This window comes from Streptomyces sp. NPDC023157 (assembly GCF_055560575.1).
Window position 1 is genome coordinate 220,258 of sequence record NZ_JBVHIL010000010.1, and the last position, 19,185, is coordinate 239,442.

Consider the following 19,185-nt stretch of genomic DNA (forward strand, 5'->3'; position numbering starts at 1 on the left):
GACAGAGGCAGACAGGCAGCCATGGCCGGCCGAAGACTCTGCGGAGGGCGAGCCCGGCCGCGAGGAGGTCACCCCGATGCGTGCGAACGTGGGCGACGAGTTGCTGGTGCACGGCCGGACCGTCGGTCATCACGACCGTAAGGCCAAGGTCGTCCAGGTACTGGGGGAGAACGGCACTCCCCCGTACCGCGTCAAGTACGAGGACGACGGTCACGAGACCCTGATGTCACCGGGCCCCGACACCGTCGTACGCCATCACCCGGAGACGGGCTACACCGACCGCTGAGCCACCCGGAGTCACACCCCGCGCGGGGTGTCGTCGGCGAGGACCGCGCTGAACGCCCCGAGCGGGTCCTTGGCGACCTCCCGCGCCGCGAAGTAGCAGTGCCCGCCGACGCCGGGATGCTCCCTGGCCAGCCGCACATGACGGACGAGTTCCTGCGGGTCCTGCCAGGCGGCGGGCTGCGCGGGGTCGCCGACCTTGTAGAGCGCCTCGCCGACGTAGAGCCGCACGCCGGCGTCCCGGACCACGGCCTCCCACCAGGGCACCAGCTTGGCGTAGTCGGCGCGGTCGTAGCCGATGTGCCAGTACAGCTGCGGGATCACGTAGTCGATCCAGCGCTCCCGGACCCACTTGCGGCTGTCCGCGTGCTGGTCGTCGTAGCTGGCGCCGGCCCGGGTGTCGGAGCCGAGCGGGTCGGCGGAGGCGTTGCGCCAGACGCCGAAGGGGCTGATCCCGAAGGCGACGTGCGGCTTGAGCTGCTTGATCCGGGCGGAGGTCTCGGAGACGAGCAGGTCGACGTTGTTCCGCCGCCAGGCCGCCCGGTCCGCGAACCCGGCCCCGTACCGGCGGAAGCTCTCGTCGTCGGGGAAGCCCGCCCCGGCCACGGGGTACGGGTAGAAGTAGTCGTCCCAGTGCAGCGCGTCGACGTCGTAGCGGCGTACGGCGTCGAGCATGGCGTCCTGCACATGGCGCCGGACCTCGGGCAGGCCCGGGTCGTAGCAGAGCCCTCCCCCGTACTCGACCGCCCACTCGGGGTGGAGCCGCGCCGGGTGGTTCGGCGCCAGCTGGGTCCGGTCGGTCTGCGTGGCGACCCGGTACGGGTTGCACCAGGCGTGCAGCTCCAGACCGCGCGCGTGCGCCTCCTCCACGGCCGTGCCGAGCGGGTCCCAGCCGGGGTCGCCGCCCTGGACGCCGGTGAGGCAGCGCGCCCACGGCTCGTACGGGGAGGGCCACAGGGCGTCGGCGGTGGGCCGGACCTGGAGCAGTACGGCGGTCATCCCGCGCCGCACCGCGAGGTCGAGCCGGGCGATCAGCTCGGCGCGCTGCTCGGCGGCGGTCAGGCCGGCCCGGGAGGGGAAGTCGCGGTTGAAGACCGTCGCGATCCACATGCCCCGGAAGCCGGTGGTCGCGTGCCGTCCGCGCCGGCCTCCTCCGGCCGACGGCGCCTCGCGCGGCGCCCCGGACGCCCCGGACGCCCCTGCGGATCCGGCGGCCCCGGCTGGTCCGCCGCCCCCGGTCCCGAGGACACCCAGAGCCGCCCCCGCCACGAACCCTCTTCTGCCGATCAGCGGCATTTGTCATCCCTCGCTATCGGATACGTCACAGCCTCTCGGAGAGCATGCCCGGCCCAGAACGATCGATCATCCGCTCCGGCGGGAGTAACGTCGTGGGGTCGAGGCGGACGCTCCGGAATCACACGGGCCCGCCGCCAGTAAAGAGCGAAAGGCACGAGGTGACGGACTCCATGGCCGACATTGAGCGCGTCGGAGTGGTGGGCTGCGGCCAGATGGGCGCGGGCATCGCTGAGGTGTGTGCCCGCAGCGGTCTCGAGGTGAAGGTCGCCGAGACCACCGGCGAGGCGCTGGAGATCGGCCGCACACGGCTCTACAACTCGCTGTCCAAGGCCGCCGAACGCGGCAAGATCAGCGAGGAGGAGCGGGACGCCACCCTGGCGCGGCTCAGCTTCACCACCGACCTGGGCGAGTTCGCCGACCGCGACCTCGTGATCGAGGCGGTCGTCGAGAACGAGCAGGTCAAGACCGAGATCTTCAAGGTGCTCGACCAGGTGGTGACCCGGCCGGACGCCATCCTGGCCTCCAACACCTCCTCCATCCCGCTGGTGAAGCTGGCCGTGGCGACCTCCCGCCCCGACTCGGTCATCGGCATCCACTTCTTCAACCCGGCCCCGGTGCAGAAGCTGGTCGAGCTGATCCCCGCCCTCACCACCTCCGAGGGCACGATCAGCCGGGCGCAGCTGTTCGCCGAGAAGACCCTGGGCAAGCACGCGATCCGCGCGCAGGACCGCTCGGGCTTCGTGGTGAACGCCCTGCTCGTGCCGTACCTGCTCTCCGCGATCCGGATGTTCGAGTCGGGCATCGCGAGCCGCGAGGACATCGACAACGGCATGGAGTTCGGCTGCGCCCACCCGATGGGCCCGCTGAAGCTGTCGGACCTGATCGGCCTGGACACGATCGCCTCGATCGCCGACTCGATGTACACCGAGTACAAGGAGCCGCTGTACGCGGCGCCGCCGCTGCTCCAGCGGATGGTGGACGCGGGCCGTCTCGGCCGCAAGACGGGCTCGGGCTTCTACCCGTACTCCTGACCCTCGCTCGGCGCGCACCCCGGACGGCCCGTACACCGCACAGGTACGGGCCGTCCGGCGTCTTCCCGTACGCGGGGGCTCAGCCGAGCCGCAGATGGCGCAGCATCAGCAGCCCGGCGGCCATGTTGGCGGCCGGGACCTCGCCCCGGGCGATCAGGTCGGGGACGCGTGTGAGCGGGACCCAGGCGACCCGCGAGGACTCGAAGGCGTCCTGCGGCGGCCCGGTGCAGGTGGCCTCGTCCGCCCAGTAGAGGTGGTGGCGGGCGTCGGTGAGGCCGTTGGACGGCTCCACGGTGAGGAGCGGGCGCAGGGGCCCGGGGCGCCAGCCGGTCTCCTCCTCCATCTCGCGGGCGGCGGCGGTCTCGGTGTCCTCGCCGTCCTCGACGACGCCGGCGGCCAGCTCCCAGCCCCAGCTGTCGGTGATGAAGCGGTGGCGCCAGATCAGCAGGACCTCGTCGGCGTCGTTGACGACGGTCGCGGCGGCGACGGGGCGGAGCCGGATGAGGTAGTGGTCGAGGCGGCGGCCGTCGGGGAGTTCGACGTCCGCGAGGTTCACCCGGAACCAGCGGTTCTCATAGACGGGCTGTTCACTTAACTTCGTCCATTGCACGTTTTTGCCACCTTCCGACTGGTCGGTGATTACTTGGTGGCAATATCGCAGCAGGGTCCGGGCCACATGGCAAAGCACGCCCACCGAGACGGACCCCGGGTCGCTCACAGGGGGACGCGCAGCGCCCCGTCGATCAGCTCGGCCGCCTCCCTCGCGTCCCCACCCCCACGCGCCAGCAGATGCTCGCGCACCTCACGGAGCCGGTCCCGCAGCCGCTGCGACTCCATCCCGCGGGCCCGCTCGGTCATCTCCACCGCCGTGCGCGCCGCCCGCTCGGTCTCCCCCTGCCGCAGCTCGATCTGGCACAGCATGGCGAGCCGGTGCACCCGCCCCCGGTCGTGCGCGGGGGTCCCGACGGCCGCCGCCGCGTGCTCGTGGGCCGCCGTCAGATCACCCAGACTGAGCAAGGCCTCCGCGACCTGTACGTTGACGAGGCCCGGCTGGACGTACCCGGTCTCGGCCGGTTCGGCGGCCGGGCTGATCCGCGCCGCCTCCGTCTCCGCCCGCCGGATGCAGGCGAGCGCCGCCGACCCGTCGCCGAGGTGCGCGTACGCCTTCGCCTGCATCGCCGTCAGATCGGCGGCGAGCGCGGGCGTGATGTCCCGCCCGGCCGCCCGCAGCGCCGCCTCCGCGAAGGCGACCGCCTGCCGGTACTCCGCCATGAACAGCGACTGGTTGACCAGCAGCGCGATCACATAGGCGCCGAGCCCCCGGTCACCGCTCGCCTTCGCGAGGCGCAGCGCCTGGTGGAAGTAGCGCTGGGCGAGCCCCTGGGCGTCGGAGTCGTACGCGCAGATCCCGGCCACCGCCACCAGGCCCCCGATGGCGCGGTGCAGCCGCCGCCCGAGGGAGTCGCTGTAGGCGCCGCGCAGCAGCGGCGCGGTCTCGGCCGTGAGGAAGCCGACGACACGGGCGCGGGTCGCCATGCCGCCGGCCTTGCGGTACATCTGCTCGTAGTGCGCCCGGGCCGCGCTCAGCATCTGCACGTCGGCGGCGGAGACGCGGGTGCGCCCGTCGCGGGAGACGTCCATGTCCTCCGGCGGGTTCTCCCACTCCCAGACCGGCATCACGGCCGGGGTGCCGGTCACCGCCTCGGCGCCCAGGACGTGCGGGCGCTGCTGCTCGTCGCAGCGCCACAGGGCGGTGGCCCGCTCGACGAAGCCGGAGAGCGGACAGCCGGCCGCGGGGAGCCCGGCGCCGGGGACGCCGAGGCCGATGTCGTCGAGGGTGACGGCGCGGTGCAGCCGGTCCGCGAGCACCTCGCAGATCAGGTCCGGGACCTGGCCGCGCGGCCGCTGCCCTTTCAACCAGCGGGCCACGGCGGTGTGTTCGTAGCGCAGGGCGAGGCCGCGGCCTCGGCCTGCCTGGTTGATCCGGGTGGCGAGCCCGGCGTGGGACATCCCCGCCTCGTCCAGCAGGGAGTCCAGCAGGGTGTTGGGCTGAGGGCTCGGCTGGGGGCTCGACCGGGGCTGAGGCTGGGACTGGGACTGGGGCTGAGGCTGGGAGTGCATGGGACCGCTCCGGGGATCGGGGGCGTTTTCACACGGGGTGTGAACGAAGTGCTCGTTCTTCCGGTCCGTGCGCACTGTCACCGATACGTCCGGACCGCTTGACTGAACTCCCTCGCCGCAGGGCGAGGACCGGGCCGCCGGCTCCCCCTCGAACAGTGCGGCCGCCCGGTCCGCGCCGTCCGCGCTGCTGATCTGCCCGACACTCCGTGGCAGCGCGGACGGCGCCGGCCTCCAGGCCCGACCCACTAGTGGGGGGAGGGCGCAGGCCGGGTACGGCGCAGCCCGGGTTCGGCGGGCTGCGCCGGTACCCGCACCCGGTCGTTGCGGACGACGAGCAGGGCGACGTCGTCGGTGAGCCGGCCGCGCGTGTGGCGCAGCAGCGCCGTGTGCACCCGGCGGACGAGCTCGGCCGGCGCCTCGCCCGCCGCTCCCGCGAGGACGGTCTCCAGGGGGAAGAACCGGCCCCGGTGGTCGCGGGCCTCCTCCGCGCCGTCCGTGTGGAGGACCAGCGTCTCGCCGGGCCGCAGCCGGGTCGCGGGGTACGGCACGAGGTCGGCCGGGAGCGGGAAGGCGCCGAGCGGGGGCAGCGGTTCGCCGACGGGCACGGGCTCGACGCGGTGGCCGAGGCGGTAGGGGCCGGGGTGGCCGCAGTCCAGCACGTACACCAGTCCGTCGGCGCGGATCTCCAGGAGCAGCAGCGTCACGAACTCCTCGGCCGCCGGGTGTTCGGGCGCCCGTCCCGCCCTGGCCGGGTGCTCCTCCCGGGCCCGCTCGCACAGATGCCGTCCGAGCGCCCGGTCCAGCCGGCGCAGCACGCCCGCGAGTTCGGGCTCGTCGTGGGCGGCCTCGCGGAAACTGCCGAGGACGGCGACCACCGCCCCGAGCGCGGCGAGCCCGTGGCCCCGCACGTCCCCGATGACGACGCGCACCCCGTACGGCGTGACCACGGCCTCGTACAGGTCGCCGCCGACGACGGCTCCACGGGACGCGGACAGCTGCCCGGCGGCTACCGAGAGCCCGTCGAGGCGGGCGGGCGGTGGGCGCAGCAGCACCTGCTGCGTGGCGTCGGCGACGGCCCGCACCCGCGCCAGCTCCCGCTGGAGACCACGCCGGGCGCCGAGCACGAGGCCGGTACCGACGATGAAGAAGACGACGCCGCTCGCGACCCGCATCGGCACCCCGGGGTGCCGGGCCGGCGGACACCCGACCTTCCAGGCGACGGCGAGGAGCCCCCACACGACCGGAGCCGCCAGCGGAGCCATCCGCCGTATCCGGGAGCCTCCGGCAACCAGTGCCCTGTCACGGAACATCCACGGCCCTTCCCGAGGCCCGCCAGCGCCCGAAGACCCTGCGGCACACAGGCCCGCCCCTGTGGCCGGGTCGATTCTCGCGGGGGAAGGGGACACGCGGGAACATCCGCCGGGGATCTCACCCGAAGGAGTGAGCGCCCCCGTACGGGAGTGCGGCGGCCGGGAGAGACGGCGCCCGCCCGAGGGACACCTCGGGTACGGGGAAGGGGTCCCGCTCCGGGTGATCACCCGGGGCGGGACCCCTTCCCTTGACGGCTCACGTCACCGCGCGCGTCACGCGCCGCGCAGCACCGCTCCCGTGTGCTCCGCCGCCAGGGCGACCGCCGCGTCGCGGGCGGCCGTGGCCTCCTCGACCGTCAGGGTGCGGTCGGGGGCGCGGAACTTCAGGGCGTACGCGAGGGACTTCTTGCCCTCGTCGATCTGGTCGCCGGTGTAGACGTCGAACAGGCGGATGGACTCCAGGAGTTCACCCGCGCCGCCGGCCAGGTAGTACTCCACCATCGCCGAGGGGACGCCCTTGTCGACGACCAGGGCGACGTCCTGGGTCGCGACCGGGAACGAGGAGATGCGCGGGGCCTTCAGGGGCCCCTCGCCCGCCCGCTCCAGGAGGTCGAGGTCCAGCTCCATCGCGCAGGTGCGGGCCGGGAGGCCCAGCGCCTTGACGACGCGCGGGTGGAGCTCGCCGCCGTGGCCGACCAGGGTCTTCTCGCCGTCGATCACGACGTGGAAGGCGGCGCAGCGGCCCGGGTGCCAGGGGGCGTGCTGGTCGGCGTCGATCAGCAGGCCGACACCGGCCTCGGCGGCCACCGCGCGCGCGGCCTGGATCGCGTCCGCCCAGTCGGAGGGACGGCCCTTGCCCCACCAGCCGGCCTGCTCACGGGCGCCGGCGAGGACGACGGCGACGCGACGCGGCTGCGCGGGCAGCGCGGCGTTGACGCGGGCGATCTCCTCGTCGGTGGGACGCCCGTCGACGCCCAGGCGGACGGCGATGCCCGGCTGGCCGTCGGTGGGACGGAAGACCAGGCCGGTCTCGAAGAGGGCCAGGTCGTGGCTGCCGCGCCCGTCGTTGCGGCGCAGCGCGCCGAGCAGGCCCGGCAGCAGCGTCGTACGGAGAGCGGGCTCCTCGTCGGAGAGCGGGTTGACCAGCTTGACGACCCGGCGGCGGGCGTCGTCCGCGTCGAGGCCGAGCTGGTCGAAGACCTGCTCGCCGATGAACGGGTAGTTCAGCGCCTCGACGTAGCCGGCGCCGGCCAGCGCGCGGCCCACCCGGCGGTGGGTGCGCTGGCGCTCGGTGAGGCCGCGGCCGGCGGGCGGCTTCGGCAGCGTGGAGGGCAGGTTCTCGTAGCCCTCCAGGCGGATGACCTCTTCGGCCAGGTCGTTCGGCACGTTCAGGTCGGGGCGCCAGGTCGGGACGGTGACGACGAGCTCGTCCTGCCCGTAGACGTCGCAGCCGATCTCCTGGAGGCGGCGGACGACGGTCTCGCGGCCGTACGCCACGCCCGCCACCCGGTCCGGGTGGTCGGCCGGCATGGCGATGGTGCGGGGCGCCGACGGTGCGATGACCTCGGTGACGCCGGCCTCGGCCGTGCCGCCCGCGAGCAGCACGAGCAGGTCGACCGTGCGCTGCGCGGCCGCGGCGGCGGCCTGCGGGTCGACGCCGCGCTCGAAGCGCTTGGACGCCTCGGAGGACAGCTTGTGGCGGCGGGCCGTGCGGGCGATCGAGATCGCGTCGAAGTGCGCGGCCTCGACGACGACCTCGGTGGTGCCGGTGACGATGCCGGTCTCCGGGTCGGTCACCGGGTCGGCGATCTCCGTGTCGGCGCCGCCCATGACGCCCGCGAGGCCGATCGGCCCGCGGTTGTCGGTGATGACCAGGTCCCCGGAGTCGAGGACGCGCGCGGTGCCGTCGAGGGTGGTGATCTTCTCGCCGGCGGCGGCGCGGCGGACCCCGATGGGGCCGTCGACGCGGGTGCGGTCGTAGGCGTGCAGCGGCTGACCGAGCTCCAGCATCACGTAGTTGGTGATGTCGACGGCCAGCGAGATCGGGCGCATGCCCGCCTTCTGGAGGCGGCGCTGCAGCCAGATCGGGCTGCGGGCCTCGGGGTCGAGACCGACGACCGTACGGGCGGTGAAGCGGTCGCAGCCGATCGGGTCGGAGATCTGGACCGGGTAGCCGTACGAGTTCGGCGCGGGCACGTCGAGCAGCGCCGGGTCGCGCAGCGGCAGGCCGTACGCGATGGCGGTCTCGCGGGCGACACCGCGCATCGAGAGGCAGTAGCCGCGGTCCGGGGTGACGGCGATGTCGAGGACCTCGTCGAACAGCTCCAGGAGGACCGTGGCGTCGAGGCCGATCTCGTGCTCCGGCGGCAGCACGATGATGCCGTGCGAGCCGTCGTCGCCCATGCCGAGCTCGCCGCCCGAGCAGATCATGCCGCGGGAGACCCGGCCGTACGTCTTGCGCTCGGCGATCCGGAAGTCGCCGGGCAGCACGGCGCCGGGCAGGGCCACGACGACCTTGTCGCCCACGGCGAAGTTCCGGGCGCCGCAGATGATCTCCTGGGGCTCGCCGGTGCCGTTGGCCTGGCCGACGTCGACGGTGCAGAAGCGGATCGGCTTCTTGAACTCCGTCAGCTCCTCGATGGTGAGGACCTTGCCGACCACCAGCGGGCCGGTCAGGCCGGCGCCGAGCTGCTCGACGGTCTCGACCTCGAGGCCTGCCGAAATGAGCTTGGCCTGCACGTCACGGCCGGTCTCCGTGACCGGCAGGTCGACGTACTCCCGCAGCCAAGAAAGCGGGACCCGCATCAGATCTCCATCCCGAACGGCCGGGTGAAACGGACGTCACCCTCGACCATGTCTCGCATGTCTTCGACGTTGTGGCGGAACATCAGCATCCGCTCGATGCCGAACCCGAAGGCGAATCCGCTGTACTTCTCGGGGTCCACACCGCAGGCGACGAGCACCTTCGGGTTGACCATGCCGCAGCCGCCGAGCTCGATCCAGCCCTCGCTGCCGCAGGTGCGGCAGGGGCGGTCCGGGTTGCCGACGGACTCGCCGCGGCAGACGTAGCAGAGCATGTCCATCTCGGCGGACGGCTCGGTGAAGGGGAAGAAGTTCGGGCGGAGCCGGGTCTTCATGTCGGCCCCGAAGAGGGCCTGGACCATGTGGTCCAGGGTGCCCTTGAGGTCGGCCATGGTCAGGCCCTCGTCGACGGCCAGCAGCTCGATCTGGTGGAAGACCGGGGTGTGCGTGGCGTCGAGCTCGTCGGTGCGGTAGACGCGGCCGGGGCACACCACGTAGACCGGGGGCTCCCGGTCGATGAGGGTGCGGGCCTGGACCGGCGAGGTGTGCGTACGGAGCACGACACCGGACTCGTCACCCGTGGTGCCCTCAGGGCCCTGGACGAAGAAGGTGTCCTGCATCTGCCGCGCCGGGTGGTCCGGCACGAAGTTCAGGGCGTCGAAGTTGAACCACTCGGCCTCGACCTCGGGGCCCTCGGCGACCTCGTAGCCCATCGACACGAAGACGTCGGCGACGCGCTCCATGAGGGTGGTCAGCGGGTGGCGGGCACCGGCCGGGACACGGTCGTACGGCAGGGTGACGTCGACGGCCTCCTCGACGAGGACGCGCGCGTCGCGGTCGGCCTCCAGCTCGGTCTGGCGGGTGGCCAGCGCCTTGGAGACGACGCCGCGGGCCTGGCCCACGAGCTTGCCGGCGGCGGCCTTGGCCTGCGGGGGCAGGGCGCCGATCTCGCGGTTGGCGAGCGCCAGCGGCGAGGTGCCGCCGGTGTGCGCGGTCTTCGCGTGGGCGAGCGCGTCGAGGTCGCCTGCGGCGGCGAAGGCGGCGAGCGCCTCGTCCCGCATGCGCTCGATCTCATCCGGTTTCAAGGCCTCGACCTCGACCGGGTCGTACGACTTATTCGGTGCCGACATCTCTTCCCGTGCTTCCGTTGGCTGGCTGGGCGGCCCCGCTCGACGTCAAGGGCGCAAACGTGCCAAAGGACGAGTCTAACGGGGCGCGGGGACGCGAATGAGCCCGTGGGCGGCCCGGGCGGCTCCTGATTCCGTGCGATCTCGTCTGGTGAGACCGGACGGCGACCTCAGAGGAGGTGGGCCGGGGTGCCGACGGGCAGGATAAATCGGAACTCGGCCCCGCCCCGGGGGCCCCGTCCGACGGTGATGGTGCCGCCGTGGGCCTCGACGACGCCCTTGACGATGTAGAGGCCGAGTCCGGTGCCGCCGCGCTTGCTGCCCCGCCAGAAGCGGGTGAAGACGCGGCCCATCGACTCCTCGGGGATGCCGGGGCCTTCGTCGCTCACGGTGACCTCCGTCCCCTTCTCTCCGTCGGTGGTGCCGGTGGTGGGTGCCACCTCGATGGTGACGGTTCCCTCGCCGTGGCGCACCGCGTTTTCCAGGAGGTTGCCGAGGATCTGGTCGATCTTGTCGGGGTCGGCCCACAGGTCGGGCAGGTCGGGGCGGACCCGGACGAAGAAACGGTCCGGGGACTGGCCGCCGGTGGTGTGGGCCTGGATGTGGCGGCCGACGGCGGCGGCGATGTCGACGGGCTGGCGGCGCACCTCCAGACGGCCGGAGTCGATCCGGGAGATGTCGAGGAGCTCGGCGATCAGGCGCTTGATGCGGCCGGCGTCGGCGTCGACGGTCTCCAGCATCAGCCGCTTCTGGTCGTCGGTGAACCGCTCCCACTTGTCGAGCAGGGTGGCGGTGAAGCCCTTGACGGAGGTGAGCGGCGAGCGGAGCTCGTGGGCGACGGTCGCGATGAGCTCGGCGTGGCTGCGCTCGCTGCGCCGCCGGGCCTCGGTGCCGCGCAGGGAGACCACCACCCGGCGGACGGGCCCGGTGGGGTGGACGCGGACGTAGCGGGCGGAGACCAGGACCTCGCGGCCGCCCGGCAGCAGCAGGTTGCGCTCGGGCTGGCCTCGGCGGGTGGCGAGCCCGCCGTACGGGTCGGTGAGCGCCCACCAGCGGCGGCCCTTGAGGTCCTCGAGGGGCAGCGCCTGGTCGAGCGGGCGGCCGAGGGCCGCGCGGCCGGGCAGGGCGGTGATGCGGGCGGCGGCGGCGTTGAAGCAGACGATCCGGCCGGTCTCGTCGGCGACGACCAGGCCGTCGGGGAGGTCGTCGGGGTCGATGCCGAGCCCGGCGTCCGTGCCGGGGGCGATGCCGGGGCCCGCGTCTACCACCGGGCCCGCGTCGATGCCGGGGCCCGCGGCGGCGGGATCGGGCGGGGGCGCCTGTTCCGAGGCGTGCGGCACGCTGCTCCGTGTCTGTGCGGGACTGTCCGTGCCGACCGTCATCCCCGTCATCCCACCCCTCCGTGTCACGCAGTGGGCCCCGAGTGCGTCACCCTACTAGGCGCGACGGCTCCGGTGGACCCCTCAGGCGGTGGTTCGGGGGCGTTGGGCGCGCGCGGAGGCGTACAGGCACACCGCGGCGGCGGTCGCGAGGTTGAGGCTCTCGGCCTTGCCGTGGATCGGGACGCGGACGACGGCGTCGGCGAGCGCCCGGGTCTCCTCGGGCAGCCCCCAGGCCTCGTTGCCGAAGACCCAGGCGGTGGGGCCGCCCATGGTGCCGGCGTCCAGCTCGGCGTCGAGGTCGTCCTCGCCCGCCCCGTCGGCGGCGAGGATGCGCACGCCGACGCTCTTGAGGCCGGCGACGGCCTGCTCGACCGGGACGCCGACGGCGACCGGGAGGTGGAAGAGGGAGCCGACGGAGGCGCGGACGGACTTGGGGTTGTACAGGTCCACGGAGGCGTCGGTGAGGATCACCGCGTCGGCGCCGGCGGCGTCGGCGCAGCGGAGCACGGTGCCGGCGTTCCCGGGGTCGCGGACGTGCGCGAGGACGGCGACCAGCTTGGGCCGGGCGGCCAGGATGTCCTCGAAGGGCGAGTCGAGGAAGCGGCAGACGCCGACGATGCCCTGCGGGGTGACGGTCTGGGAGACCTCGGCGAGCACGGCGTCGGGGGCGTGGTGGACGCGGGCTCCGGCGGCGCGGGCGGCGTCGATGATCGGCGCGTAGCGCTCGGCGGCCTCGACGGTGGTGAAGAGCTCCACGAGGGTGGGCTGTCCGGTGGCGCCGCGGTGTTCGACGGCCTCGCGGACGGCCTGCGGGCCCTCGGCGATGAAGAGGCGGTCCTTGCCCCGGAAGTTGCGCTTGGCGAGTCGCCGGGCGGCGACGACGCGCGGGGAACGCGGGGAGATCAGCTCGGGGGTGGACATGTGCCTGCGGCTCTCTGACTCGTCGGGTTCGGCGGCGGAAAGGCCGGAAAGACCGGGGGGAACGGGGGGTCAACGCGCCGGACCCGCAGGCGCGAGGCCTGCGGGTCCGGCGGAAGTACTGCTGCCTGGAAGATCAGGCGGCGGCCTTCGGGGCGTTGACGTCGGCCGGGAGGGCCTTCTGCGCGACCTCGACCAGCGCGGCGAACGCGTTGATGTCGTTGACGGCCAGCTCGGCGAGGATCTTGCGGTCCACCTCGATGTTGGCGGCCTTCAGACCCTGGATGAGGCGGTTGTACGTCATGCCGTTCTGGCGGGCAGCGGCGTTGATGCGCTGGATCCACAGCTGACGGAAGTCGCCCTTGCGCTTCTTGCGGTCGTTGTAGTTGTAGACCAGCGAGTGGGTGACCTGCTCCTTGGCCTTGCGGTACAGGCGCGAACGCTGACCGCGGTAGCCGGAGGCCGCCTCGAGGATCGCCCGGCGCTTCTTGTGGGCGTTGACTGCCCGCTTGACGCGTGCCACTTCTTAACTCCTTGTAGCGGGGCCGTGGTGGTACTCACACGACCCGGAAATCGGATGGGTCCCGGTGTTGACCGGAAGCCCTCGTCGCCGAGGGCGGGAGATCAGATCAGATGCCCAGCATCTTCTTGATCTTGGCGGCGTCACCCGGGGCCATCTCGGCGTTGCCGGTGAGGCGACGCGTCAGCTTGGACGACTTGTGCTCGAGCAGGTGGCGCTTGCCGGCGCGCTCGCGCAGGATCTTGCCGGAGCCGGTGACCTTGAAGCGCTTCTTGGCACCGGAGTGCGTCTTGTTCTTCGGCATAGCGCCGTTATCTCCTCGTCAGTGGCGCTCCCCCGGTGCGGGCACCGGACAACCGGGAGCGTCAATTCTTCGTTTGAGTGGTTCCGGACGGGAACCCCTGGGGCTGCCGGAGCGGCAGCCCCCCGGGATCACGCCTCGGCGTTCTCGGCCGACGTGTCGGCCGGAGCCTGCTCGACCGGGGCCTCCTCGGCGGCGGGCGCCTCGACCTCGGCGGCCTCGACCTCGGCGGCCTCGACCTCGGCGGTCTCGACGTCGGCGGCCTCGGCCGCGTCGGGCGAGATGCCCTGGCGCTCGGCCTTACGCGCGGCCTGGGCCTCGCGGGCCTCGGCCATGGCCTCGGTCTTCTTCTTGTGCGGACCCAGAACCATGATCATGTTCCGGCCGTCCTGCTTCGGGTTGGACTCGATGAAGCCAAGCTCCTGCACGTCCTCGGCAAGGCGCTGCAGCAGTCGGTAACCGAGCTCCGGGCGGGACTGCTCACGACCACGGAACATGATCGTGATCTTGACCTTGTCGCCCTGCTTGAGGAACCGGACGACGTGACCCTTCTTGGTGTCATAGTCGTGCGGGTCGATCTTCGGCCGGAGCTTCATCTCCTTGATGACCGTGTGCGCCTGGTTCTTGCGCGCCTCACGGGCCTTCATGGCCGACTCGTACTTGAACTTCCCGTAGTCCATGAGCTTGCACACGGGCGGACGGGCGTTCGCCGCAACCTCAACCAGGTCGAGGTCGTACTCCTGCGCGAGCTCCAGGGCCTTGGCAAGCGGCACAATGCCGACCTGCTCGCCACTGGGGCCGACAAGACGCACCTCAGGAACGCGAATCCGCTCGTTGATGCGGGGCTCGGCGCTGATGGATCCTCCTCGGTAGCACCACGCGTCCGCCTGGCGGACGGACACGTTCACGGTAGAACTGTTGAGACCAACCGAGCCGGAACGTGAAAAACGCCCCGGACGGGACACAGGCGGGGCTCCATGGAAAACCGGAACACCGCCGCGGTCAACCGCGGGGCGCGCATCGGATGACTTCCATCGTCCGTACGGAACGATGGGCGCCACCTGACCGGTGACCCGCCACCCGTGAGGGTGGTCAGGTGGGAGAACGGAGCCTCCACTTGTGGGCCGGGCACATAGGTGTCCGGCCGGTCGTTACACAAGGTTAGCAGGACCCGCCGGTCGGCGCGAACCGTACGTCCGCTTATCGTGTGGGCATGAGCGAAACGCCCGACACCGAGTCTCCCGAGACCCCAGACTTCGAAGCCATGACCCGCGACATCGCCGAGGTCCCCGCGGTGGAGGTCATCGTGACCGTCGCCGTCAACCTGATGAGCGCCGCCGCGGTGAAGCTGGGGCTCACCGAGGACGGCGACGAGCACAAGGACCTCGACGAGGCCCGCAAGCTGATCCACGCCCTCGCGGGCCTGCTGGACGCCGGCGTGACGGAGATCTCCTCCTTCCACGCGGCCCCGCTGCGGGACGGTCTGAAGTCCCTTCAGCTGGCCTTCCGCGAGGCCTCGTTCGTCCCGGACGAGCCGGGCCAGGGCCCGGGCGAGAAGTACACGGGCCCCGTTTACGGCTAGCAGCCGCCAGACGTCAGTTCTTCAATTCTTTACGTAGAAGGGCTCGCCGGGAGGCGTGGCCGAGGCCGGCAGGAGTGCCAGGTCCAGGCCCCGCACCAGGCGGGCCCTCAGCGTTTCGTCGGCGGCCAGCAGGCGGGCGACGCGCTGGGCGGCCTCCGCGGGGGCCCCGTCCTCGGCGAGGACCAGGGCCAGGGTGCCGTCGGCCGTGCCGGGGCCCAGGTGGGCGCGGAGGACGGCGGGCTCGGCGGCGACGGCCGCGCGGACCGCGTCCCGTACCGCCGGGTCGTCGAGCGGGTCGGCGCTGCTGCGGCCCTCGGCGAGGGCGAGCAGGGCGGAGCCGGTCACCTGGTAGGGCACCGGTCCTGCCATGTCGAGGACGAGGGTGTCGGCCTTCTCGTGGGCGAGGGCCTGGAGCGCCTGGTGGAGGGGGACGGCGACCGGCCGGGCGGCCGGGTCCCACAGCGCCAGCGAGGCGGTCGAGGTGAAGGCGGGCAGGGCCCGCCGGTCTCCCGCGGTCAGCGTCGGGACGGCCATGTCGCTGGTCTTCTCCTGCTTGAGCCCCGTCACCGGGTCCACCTCGACCTCGCCGAGGACGGCGACGACGGGGACGAGCAGCCGGGCGTCCTTGAGGGCCGTCAGGACCGGGCCGTGCGCGGTCCGGTCCTCCGCCCAGGCGGCCAGGGCCGCGCTGAGCCGCGGGTCGGCGGTGCCGTCGTCGTCGGAGAAACCGGGGTCCGGGATGTTCTTGAGCGCCACCCCACGAGCCTAACCGCCGGGCCGTCAGCGGCTGCGGCTGCCCCGCCACAGGGCGACGGCGGCGGCGAGCAGCAGGACGCCGACGCCTCCGGCGATGGGGGCGAGCAGGCCGATGGGGCGGCTCTCCTCGGGCTCGGCCTGGGGCCCCGGGCCGAAATACTGCTTGCCGTATCCGGCGACGGCGGCCTTGGGGTCGGCGCCCTTGAGCGCGCCCCCGGCCTCGATGGCGGCGGCCGGGTCGACCGTCCCGTACCCCTTCTGGTCGGTGCGGCCGCTCTTGGGGCGGTTGCGGGCGGTGTCGACGAGGAGCCGCTTGACCTGGGCGGGGGTGAGGTCGGGGTGGGCGCCGCGGACGAGGGCGACGGCGCCGGAGACGAACGCGGCGGCGGCGCTGGTGCCCCAGCCCTCGTAGTAGCGCCGGTCCGGGTCCGCGATGACGATGTCGACGCCGGGGGCGCTGACGGTGGCGTACCAGCGGCTGGTGGAGAAGGCGGCGTGGGTGCCGTAGCGGTCGACGGCGGTCACGGCGATGACGCCCGGGTAGGCGGCCGGGTACGAGATGTGGTCGCCCTTCTCGCCGCCGTTTCCGGCGGAGGCGACGACGGAGACGCCCTTGGCGAGGGCGTACTGGACGGCGGCGTCCTCGCCCGCGTCGGGGTGGGCGGACTCGGAGTCGTCGCCGAGGGAGAGGTTGATGACGTCGGCGCCGTGGTCGGCTGCCCAGCGGATGCCTTCGGCGAGGGCGGTGCCGCGGGTCTTGCGGGCCTTGTCGCGGGCCTTGTCGGTGCCTTCGAGGATCACCCGTACGGGCAGGATCCGTACCTTCGGCGCGACGCCGAGGACGCCGTCCTGGGCGCCGGCCCCGTGGCCGTGGCCGGCGATGATGCCGGCCATCGCGGTGCCGTGGCGGGCCCAGGCGCGGTCGCCGCGGGCGGCGCCGAAGCCGACGAGGTCGGTGCCGTCGAGGACGGAGCCCGCCAGGTCGGGGTGGGTGGCGTCGACGCCGGTGTCGAGGACGGCGACGGTGACGCCCTCGCCGCGGGTGGTCTCCCAGGCGCGGGAGGTGTGCAGGGCGTCGAGGCCCCACTGGCGGGCGCGGATGGTGTCGGCGTACGCGGGCGTCGTGGCCGCGGGCAGGACGGCGAAGGCGGCGGCGAGAAGGGCGGCGGCCGCGGTACGGGGGCGGCGGGTCACCGGGCGCCTTCCTTGAGGGTGGCGGCGACGGCGGTGCGCAGGGCGCGTTCGACGCCGTCGCCGACGCCCTTCGCCTCGTGGCCGAGGCCCGCCTGGGCGACGGCGGTGGTGCGCTTGGCCGTCATCGCGCGGGTCGCGGGCTCCGCCTCGGTGACGGCGCGGCCGTCGGCGAAGCCGGAGACGGAGGTGACGACGACGGGGAGGTCGGTCAGGACGTGCCGCCACCAGCTGCCCCGCTGACGGTCGCCGAACCCGGCGGCGACGGTCGCGGGGGCGGCGAGGGCGGGCGCCGGGTCGTCCTCGGCGCGGGAGCCGAGGGTGCGCATGGTGGCGGGGTCGGCCTGGGTGAAGACGAGGGCGACGGTCGTGACGTGGGTGGAGGTGGCGTCGGTGTACGTGGCGCGCAGTACGCGTTCGCAGCCGGGCACCTTCAGGGCGGTGAGCAGGCCCTTGGGGAGGACGGCCGCGGTGCAGGGCGTGTCGGGGGCGACGACGATCCGGGTCCAGGTGCGGGCCGCGCCGCCGGGTCCCGCGGTGGGACCGGACAGGGTGCGTGGGAAGAGGGCGTCGACGGGGGCGTCGTGCCAGATGCCCTTGGCCTGGGCGTAGCCGGGCGGTTCGGCGGGCTCGCCCGCCCCGCTCTCGGCGAGGAGCGCGCCCGCGACGGCGCCGCCGACGAGCCCGAGCCCGAGCACGGCGCAGCCGGCGGCGGCCAGGACCCGCCCGGGGCGCCGGTCCTGCACGGGCCGCAGCCGGGTGGTGGTCTCGGCGGGCACCTCGTCGGGCAGGGCCCAGCGGTCGACGCCGTACGGGTGCGGGGCGACGACCGGGCGGGCGGGGGCCGGGACGGGCCCGGCGTCACGGATCGGGCGGAGCCGGGTGGTGGTCTCGACGGCGGGCAGCGGCTGCGCGGGGGCGGCCGGGGGGCGCGTCGGAGCCGGGGGCGCGGGCGGTGCGCCGGGGGCCGGGGGGCGCGGTGCGGGCGCCGACGGGCGCGGAGCCGCGACGGGCGCCGGGGACCGCGGGGCGGCGGCGGGCGGTGTGCCGGGCGCCGACGGGCGCGGTGCGGCTGCGGGCGGTGTCGTGGGCGCCGACGGGCGCGGGGCGGCGGGCGCCGAGGAGCGGGGCCGGGCCGGGGGTGCGGGGGTGGCCGGAGCGGGCGGCGTGGCGGGCCGGTCCGGGGGCAGGAGGGCGTCGGTGATGCGGGACGCGGGACGCTGTGGCTCGGTGCTCATCCCCGTCCCCCTGGTCCCCCTGCTTGTTCCTCACAGCGATGGCGGCCACTCTACGGGCTGTTCCCCCTGGTGCGGGAACTCAGGGGCTACCCACGCGTAAACCCGTCTGGCAAGCTCGGCGCATGACTCCCCGTGCGGCCGACCGCGCCCGGTTCGACCGGGCCACCGCCCTGCTCGACGCGCCCCTCGCCCTCGTCGATCTGGCGGCGTTCGACGCCAACGCCGAGGACCTCGTGCGCCGGGCCGGCGGGAAGCCGGTCCGGGTGGCGAGCAAGTCGGTGCGGTGCCGGGCGCTGCTTGAGCGGGTGCTCGCGCGGGACGGTTTCGCCGGGGTCATGTCGTTCACGCTGGCCGAGTCGCTGTGGCTGGCCAGGGCCGGGGTGGAGGACGTGCTCCTCGCCTATCCGTCGGCGGACCGGGCCGGGTTCGGGGAGCTGGCGGGCGACGCGAAGCTGGCCGCGGCCGTGACGGTGATGGTCGACGACGTGGCGCAGCTCGACCTGATCGACGCGGCGCGGGCCGGCGGCACCGAGGAGGTCCGGGTCTGTCTGGAGCTGGACACCTCGCTGCATCTGCTGGGCGGCCGGATACGGGTCGGGGCGCGCCGCTCGCCGCTGCGGCAGCCGGCCGAACTGGCCGAGCTGGCCCGCTCGGTGGCGCGCCGTCCCGGGTTCCGGCTGGTGGGCCTGATGGCGTACGAGGGGCATGTGGCGGGGGTCGGGGACGCGGTGGCCGGGCGGCCGCTGCGCTCGCGGGCGGTCCGGCTGATGCAGTCGGCGGCCCGCAAGGAGCTGGCGGCCCGCCGGGCGGCGGTGGTCCGGGCGGTGCGGGCGGTGGCGCCGGACCTGGAGTTCGTCAACGGCGGTGGCACGGGCAGTGTGCAGCACACGGCGGCCGAGGACGCGGTGACGGAGATCGCGGCGGGTTCGGGGCTGTTCCAGCCGCGCCTGTTCGACAACTACTCGTCGTTCTCGGGGCGTCCGGCGGCGCTGTTCGCGCTGCCGGTGGTGCGCCGTCCGGGCGTGGGCGCGGTGACGGTGCTCGGCGGCGGCTACCCGGCGTCGGGGGTCGCGGGCGCGGACCGGCTGCCCGTCCCGTATCTGCCGGAGGGGCTGCGGTACGACCCGCAGGAGGGTCCGGGCGAGGTGCAGACGCCGCTGCTCGGCTCGCCGGCCGACGATCTGCGGATCGGCGACAAGGTCTGGTTCCGGCACGCGAAGGCCGGCGAGCTGTGCGAGCGGTTCGACACCCTGCATCTGGTGGAGGGCGACCGGATCACGGCCGCCGTCCCGACGTACCGGGGCGAGGGCCGGACCTTCCTCTGATCA

The 19,185-nt window shown here is 73.7% G+C and carries 18 protein-coding genes; 4 read left to right on the top strand and 14 right to left on the bottom strand.

What is annotated here, in order from left to right; genetic code table 11:
* Positions 1-76: 76 nt before the first annotated feature.
* Positions 77-286 carry a DUF1918 domain-containing protein gene (locus tag ACZ3ZE_RS31790; RefSeq protein WP_361169634.1) on the top strand — a complete coding sequence of 70 codons (210 nt, stop codon included), beginning with the start codon at positions 77-79 and terminating at the stop codon, positions 284-286.
* 11 nt (positions 287-297) lie between these two features.
* Here the strand turns inward: ACZ3ZE_RS31790 and ACZ3ZE_RS31795 are convergent, their stop codons facing one another.
* Positions 298-1,578: a glycoside hydrolase family 10-like protein gene (locus tag ACZ3ZE_RS31795; protein ID WP_467261602.1), complete on the bottom strand. Its 1,281-nt coding sequence runs from the start codon at positions 1,576-1,578 to the stop codon at positions 298-300.
* 170 nt (positions 1,579-1,748) lie between these two features.
* Here ACZ3ZE_RS31795 and ACZ3ZE_RS31800 point away from each other — a divergent pair, with 170 nt between their 5' ends.
* Positions 1,749-2,609, top strand: coding sequence for a 3-hydroxybutyryl-CoA dehydrogenase (locus ACZ3ZE_RS31800; protein ID WP_329419113.1), 861 nt, complete (start codon positions 1,749-1,751; stop codon positions 2,607-2,609).
* A 79-nt stretch (positions 2,610-2,688) separates the two neighbouring features.
* Here the strand turns inward: ACZ3ZE_RS31800 and ACZ3ZE_RS31805 are convergent, their stop codons facing one another.
* The 10 genes from ACZ3ZE_RS31805 to infC all read right to left on the bottom strand — a co-directional run bounded on the left by ACZ3ZE_RS31805 (position 2,689) and on the right by infC (position 13,992).
* Positions 2,689-3,219 carry an NUDIX hydrolase gene (locus tag ACZ3ZE_RS31805; RefSeq protein ID WP_361169642.1) on the bottom strand — a complete coding sequence of 177 codons (531 nt, stop codon included), beginning with the start codon at positions 3,217-3,219 and terminating at the stop codon, positions 2,689-2,691.
* A 104-nt stretch (positions 3,220-3,323) separates the two neighbouring features.
* Positions 3,324-4,619, bottom strand: coding sequence for a transcriptional regulator (locus ACZ3ZE_RS31810; protein WP_361623477.1), 1,296 nt, complete (start codon positions 4,617-4,619; stop codon positions 3,324-3,326).
* 356 nt (positions 4,620-4,975) lie between these two features.
* Positions 4,976-6,040: a PP2C family protein-serine/threonine phosphatase gene (locus ACZ3ZE_RS31815; RefSeq protein WP_442305414.1), complete on the bottom strand. Its 1,065-nt coding sequence runs from the start codon at positions 6,038-6,040 to the stop codon at positions 4,976-4,978.
* Positions 6,041-6,313: 273 nt separating this feature from the next.
* Positions 6,314-8,845, bottom strand: coding sequence for a phenylalanine--tRNA ligase subunit beta (gene pheT / locus ACZ3ZE_RS31820; RefSeq protein WP_361169650.1), 2,532 nt, complete (start codon positions 8,843-8,845; stop codon positions 6,314-6,316).
* The gene (gene pheS, locus ACZ3ZE_RS31825; protein WP_361169653.1) at positions 8,845-9,972 is read right to left on the bottom strand and encodes a phenylalanine--tRNA ligase subunit alpha; all 1,128 of its coding nucleotides are present in this window, start codon (positions 9,970-9,972) and stop codon (positions 8,845-8,847) included. Before pheS ends, pheT begins: the two co-directional genes overlap by 1 nt.
* A gap of 167 nt (positions 9,973-10,139) precedes the next feature.
* A complete protein-coding gene (locus ACZ3ZE_RS31830) occupies positions 10,140-11,351 on the bottom strand; it encodes a sensor histidine kinase (protein ID WP_361170233.1) in 1,212 nt (403 codons plus the stop codon).
* An 81-nt stretch (positions 11,352-11,432) separates the two neighbouring features.
* Positions 11,433-12,272: a TrmH family RNA methyltransferase gene (locus tag ACZ3ZE_RS31835; RefSeq protein ID WP_361169656.1), complete on the bottom strand. Its 840-nt coding sequence runs from the start codon at positions 12,270-12,272 to the stop codon at positions 11,433-11,435.
* A gap of 133 nt (positions 12,273-12,405) precedes the next feature.
* Entirely contained in the window at positions 12,406-12,792 is a 387-nt protein-coding gene (gene rplT / locus ACZ3ZE_RS31840; RefSeq protein ID WP_017241732.1) for a 50S ribosomal protein L20, read from the bottom strand.
* 106 nt (positions 12,793-12,898) lie between these two features.
* Complete coding sequence (gene rpmI, locus ACZ3ZE_RS31845) at positions 12,899-13,093, bottom strand: 50S ribosomal protein L35 (protein ID WP_015032399.1); 195 nt, start codon at positions 13,091-13,093, stop codon at positions 12,899-12,901.
* 128 nt (positions 13,094-13,221) lie between these two features.
* Positions 13,222-13,992, bottom strand: a complete 771-nt coding sequence (gene infC / locus ACZ3ZE_RS31850; RefSeq protein ID WP_467261690.1) for a translation initiation factor IF-3 — start codon at positions 13,990-13,992, stop codon at positions 13,222-13,224.
* A gap of 311 nt (positions 13,993-14,303) precedes the next feature.
* Between infC and ACZ3ZE_RS31855 the strand changes: the two genes are divergently transcribed.
* A complete protein-coding gene (locus ACZ3ZE_RS31855; RefSeq protein ID WP_132914599.1) occupies positions 14,304-14,672 on the top strand; it encodes a DUF1844 domain-containing protein in 369 nt (122 codons plus the stop codon).
* A gap of 21 nt (positions 14,673-14,693) precedes the next feature.
* Here the strand turns inward: ACZ3ZE_RS31855 and ACZ3ZE_RS31860 are convergent, their stop codons facing one another.
* The 3 genes from ACZ3ZE_RS31860 to ACZ3ZE_RS31870 are packed head-to-tail and all read right to left on the bottom strand — an operon-like array spanning position 14,694 to position 17,857.
* Positions 14,694-15,428 carry an SseB family protein gene (locus ACZ3ZE_RS31860; protein WP_361169661.1) on the bottom strand — a complete coding sequence of 245 codons (735 nt, stop codon included), beginning with the start codon at positions 15,426-15,428 and terminating at the stop codon, positions 14,694-14,696.
* Between the two features lie 24 nt (positions 15,429-15,452).
* Positions 15,453-16,622: a type VII secretion-associated serine protease mycosin gene (mycP, locus tag ACZ3ZE_RS31865; protein WP_361169664.1), complete on the bottom strand. Its 1,170-nt coding sequence runs from the start codon at positions 16,620-16,622 to the stop codon at positions 15,453-15,455.
* Positions 16,619-17,857, bottom strand: a complete 1,239-nt coding sequence (locus tag ACZ3ZE_RS31870) for a hypothetical protein (RefSeq protein ID WP_467261604.1) — start codon at positions 17,855-17,857, stop codon at positions 16,619-16,621. Before ACZ3ZE_RS31870 ends, mycP begins: the two co-directional genes overlap by 4 nt.
* A gap of 122 nt (positions 17,858-17,979) precedes the next feature.
* Here ACZ3ZE_RS31870 and ACZ3ZE_RS31875 point away from each other — a divergent pair, with 122 nt between their 5' ends.
* A complete protein-coding gene (locus tag ACZ3ZE_RS31875) occupies positions 17,980-19,182 on the top strand; it encodes an amino acid deaminase/aldolase (protein ID WP_363291371.1) in 1,203 nt (400 codons plus the stop codon).
* The last annotated feature ends 3 nt before the right edge of the window (positions 19,183-19,185 follow it).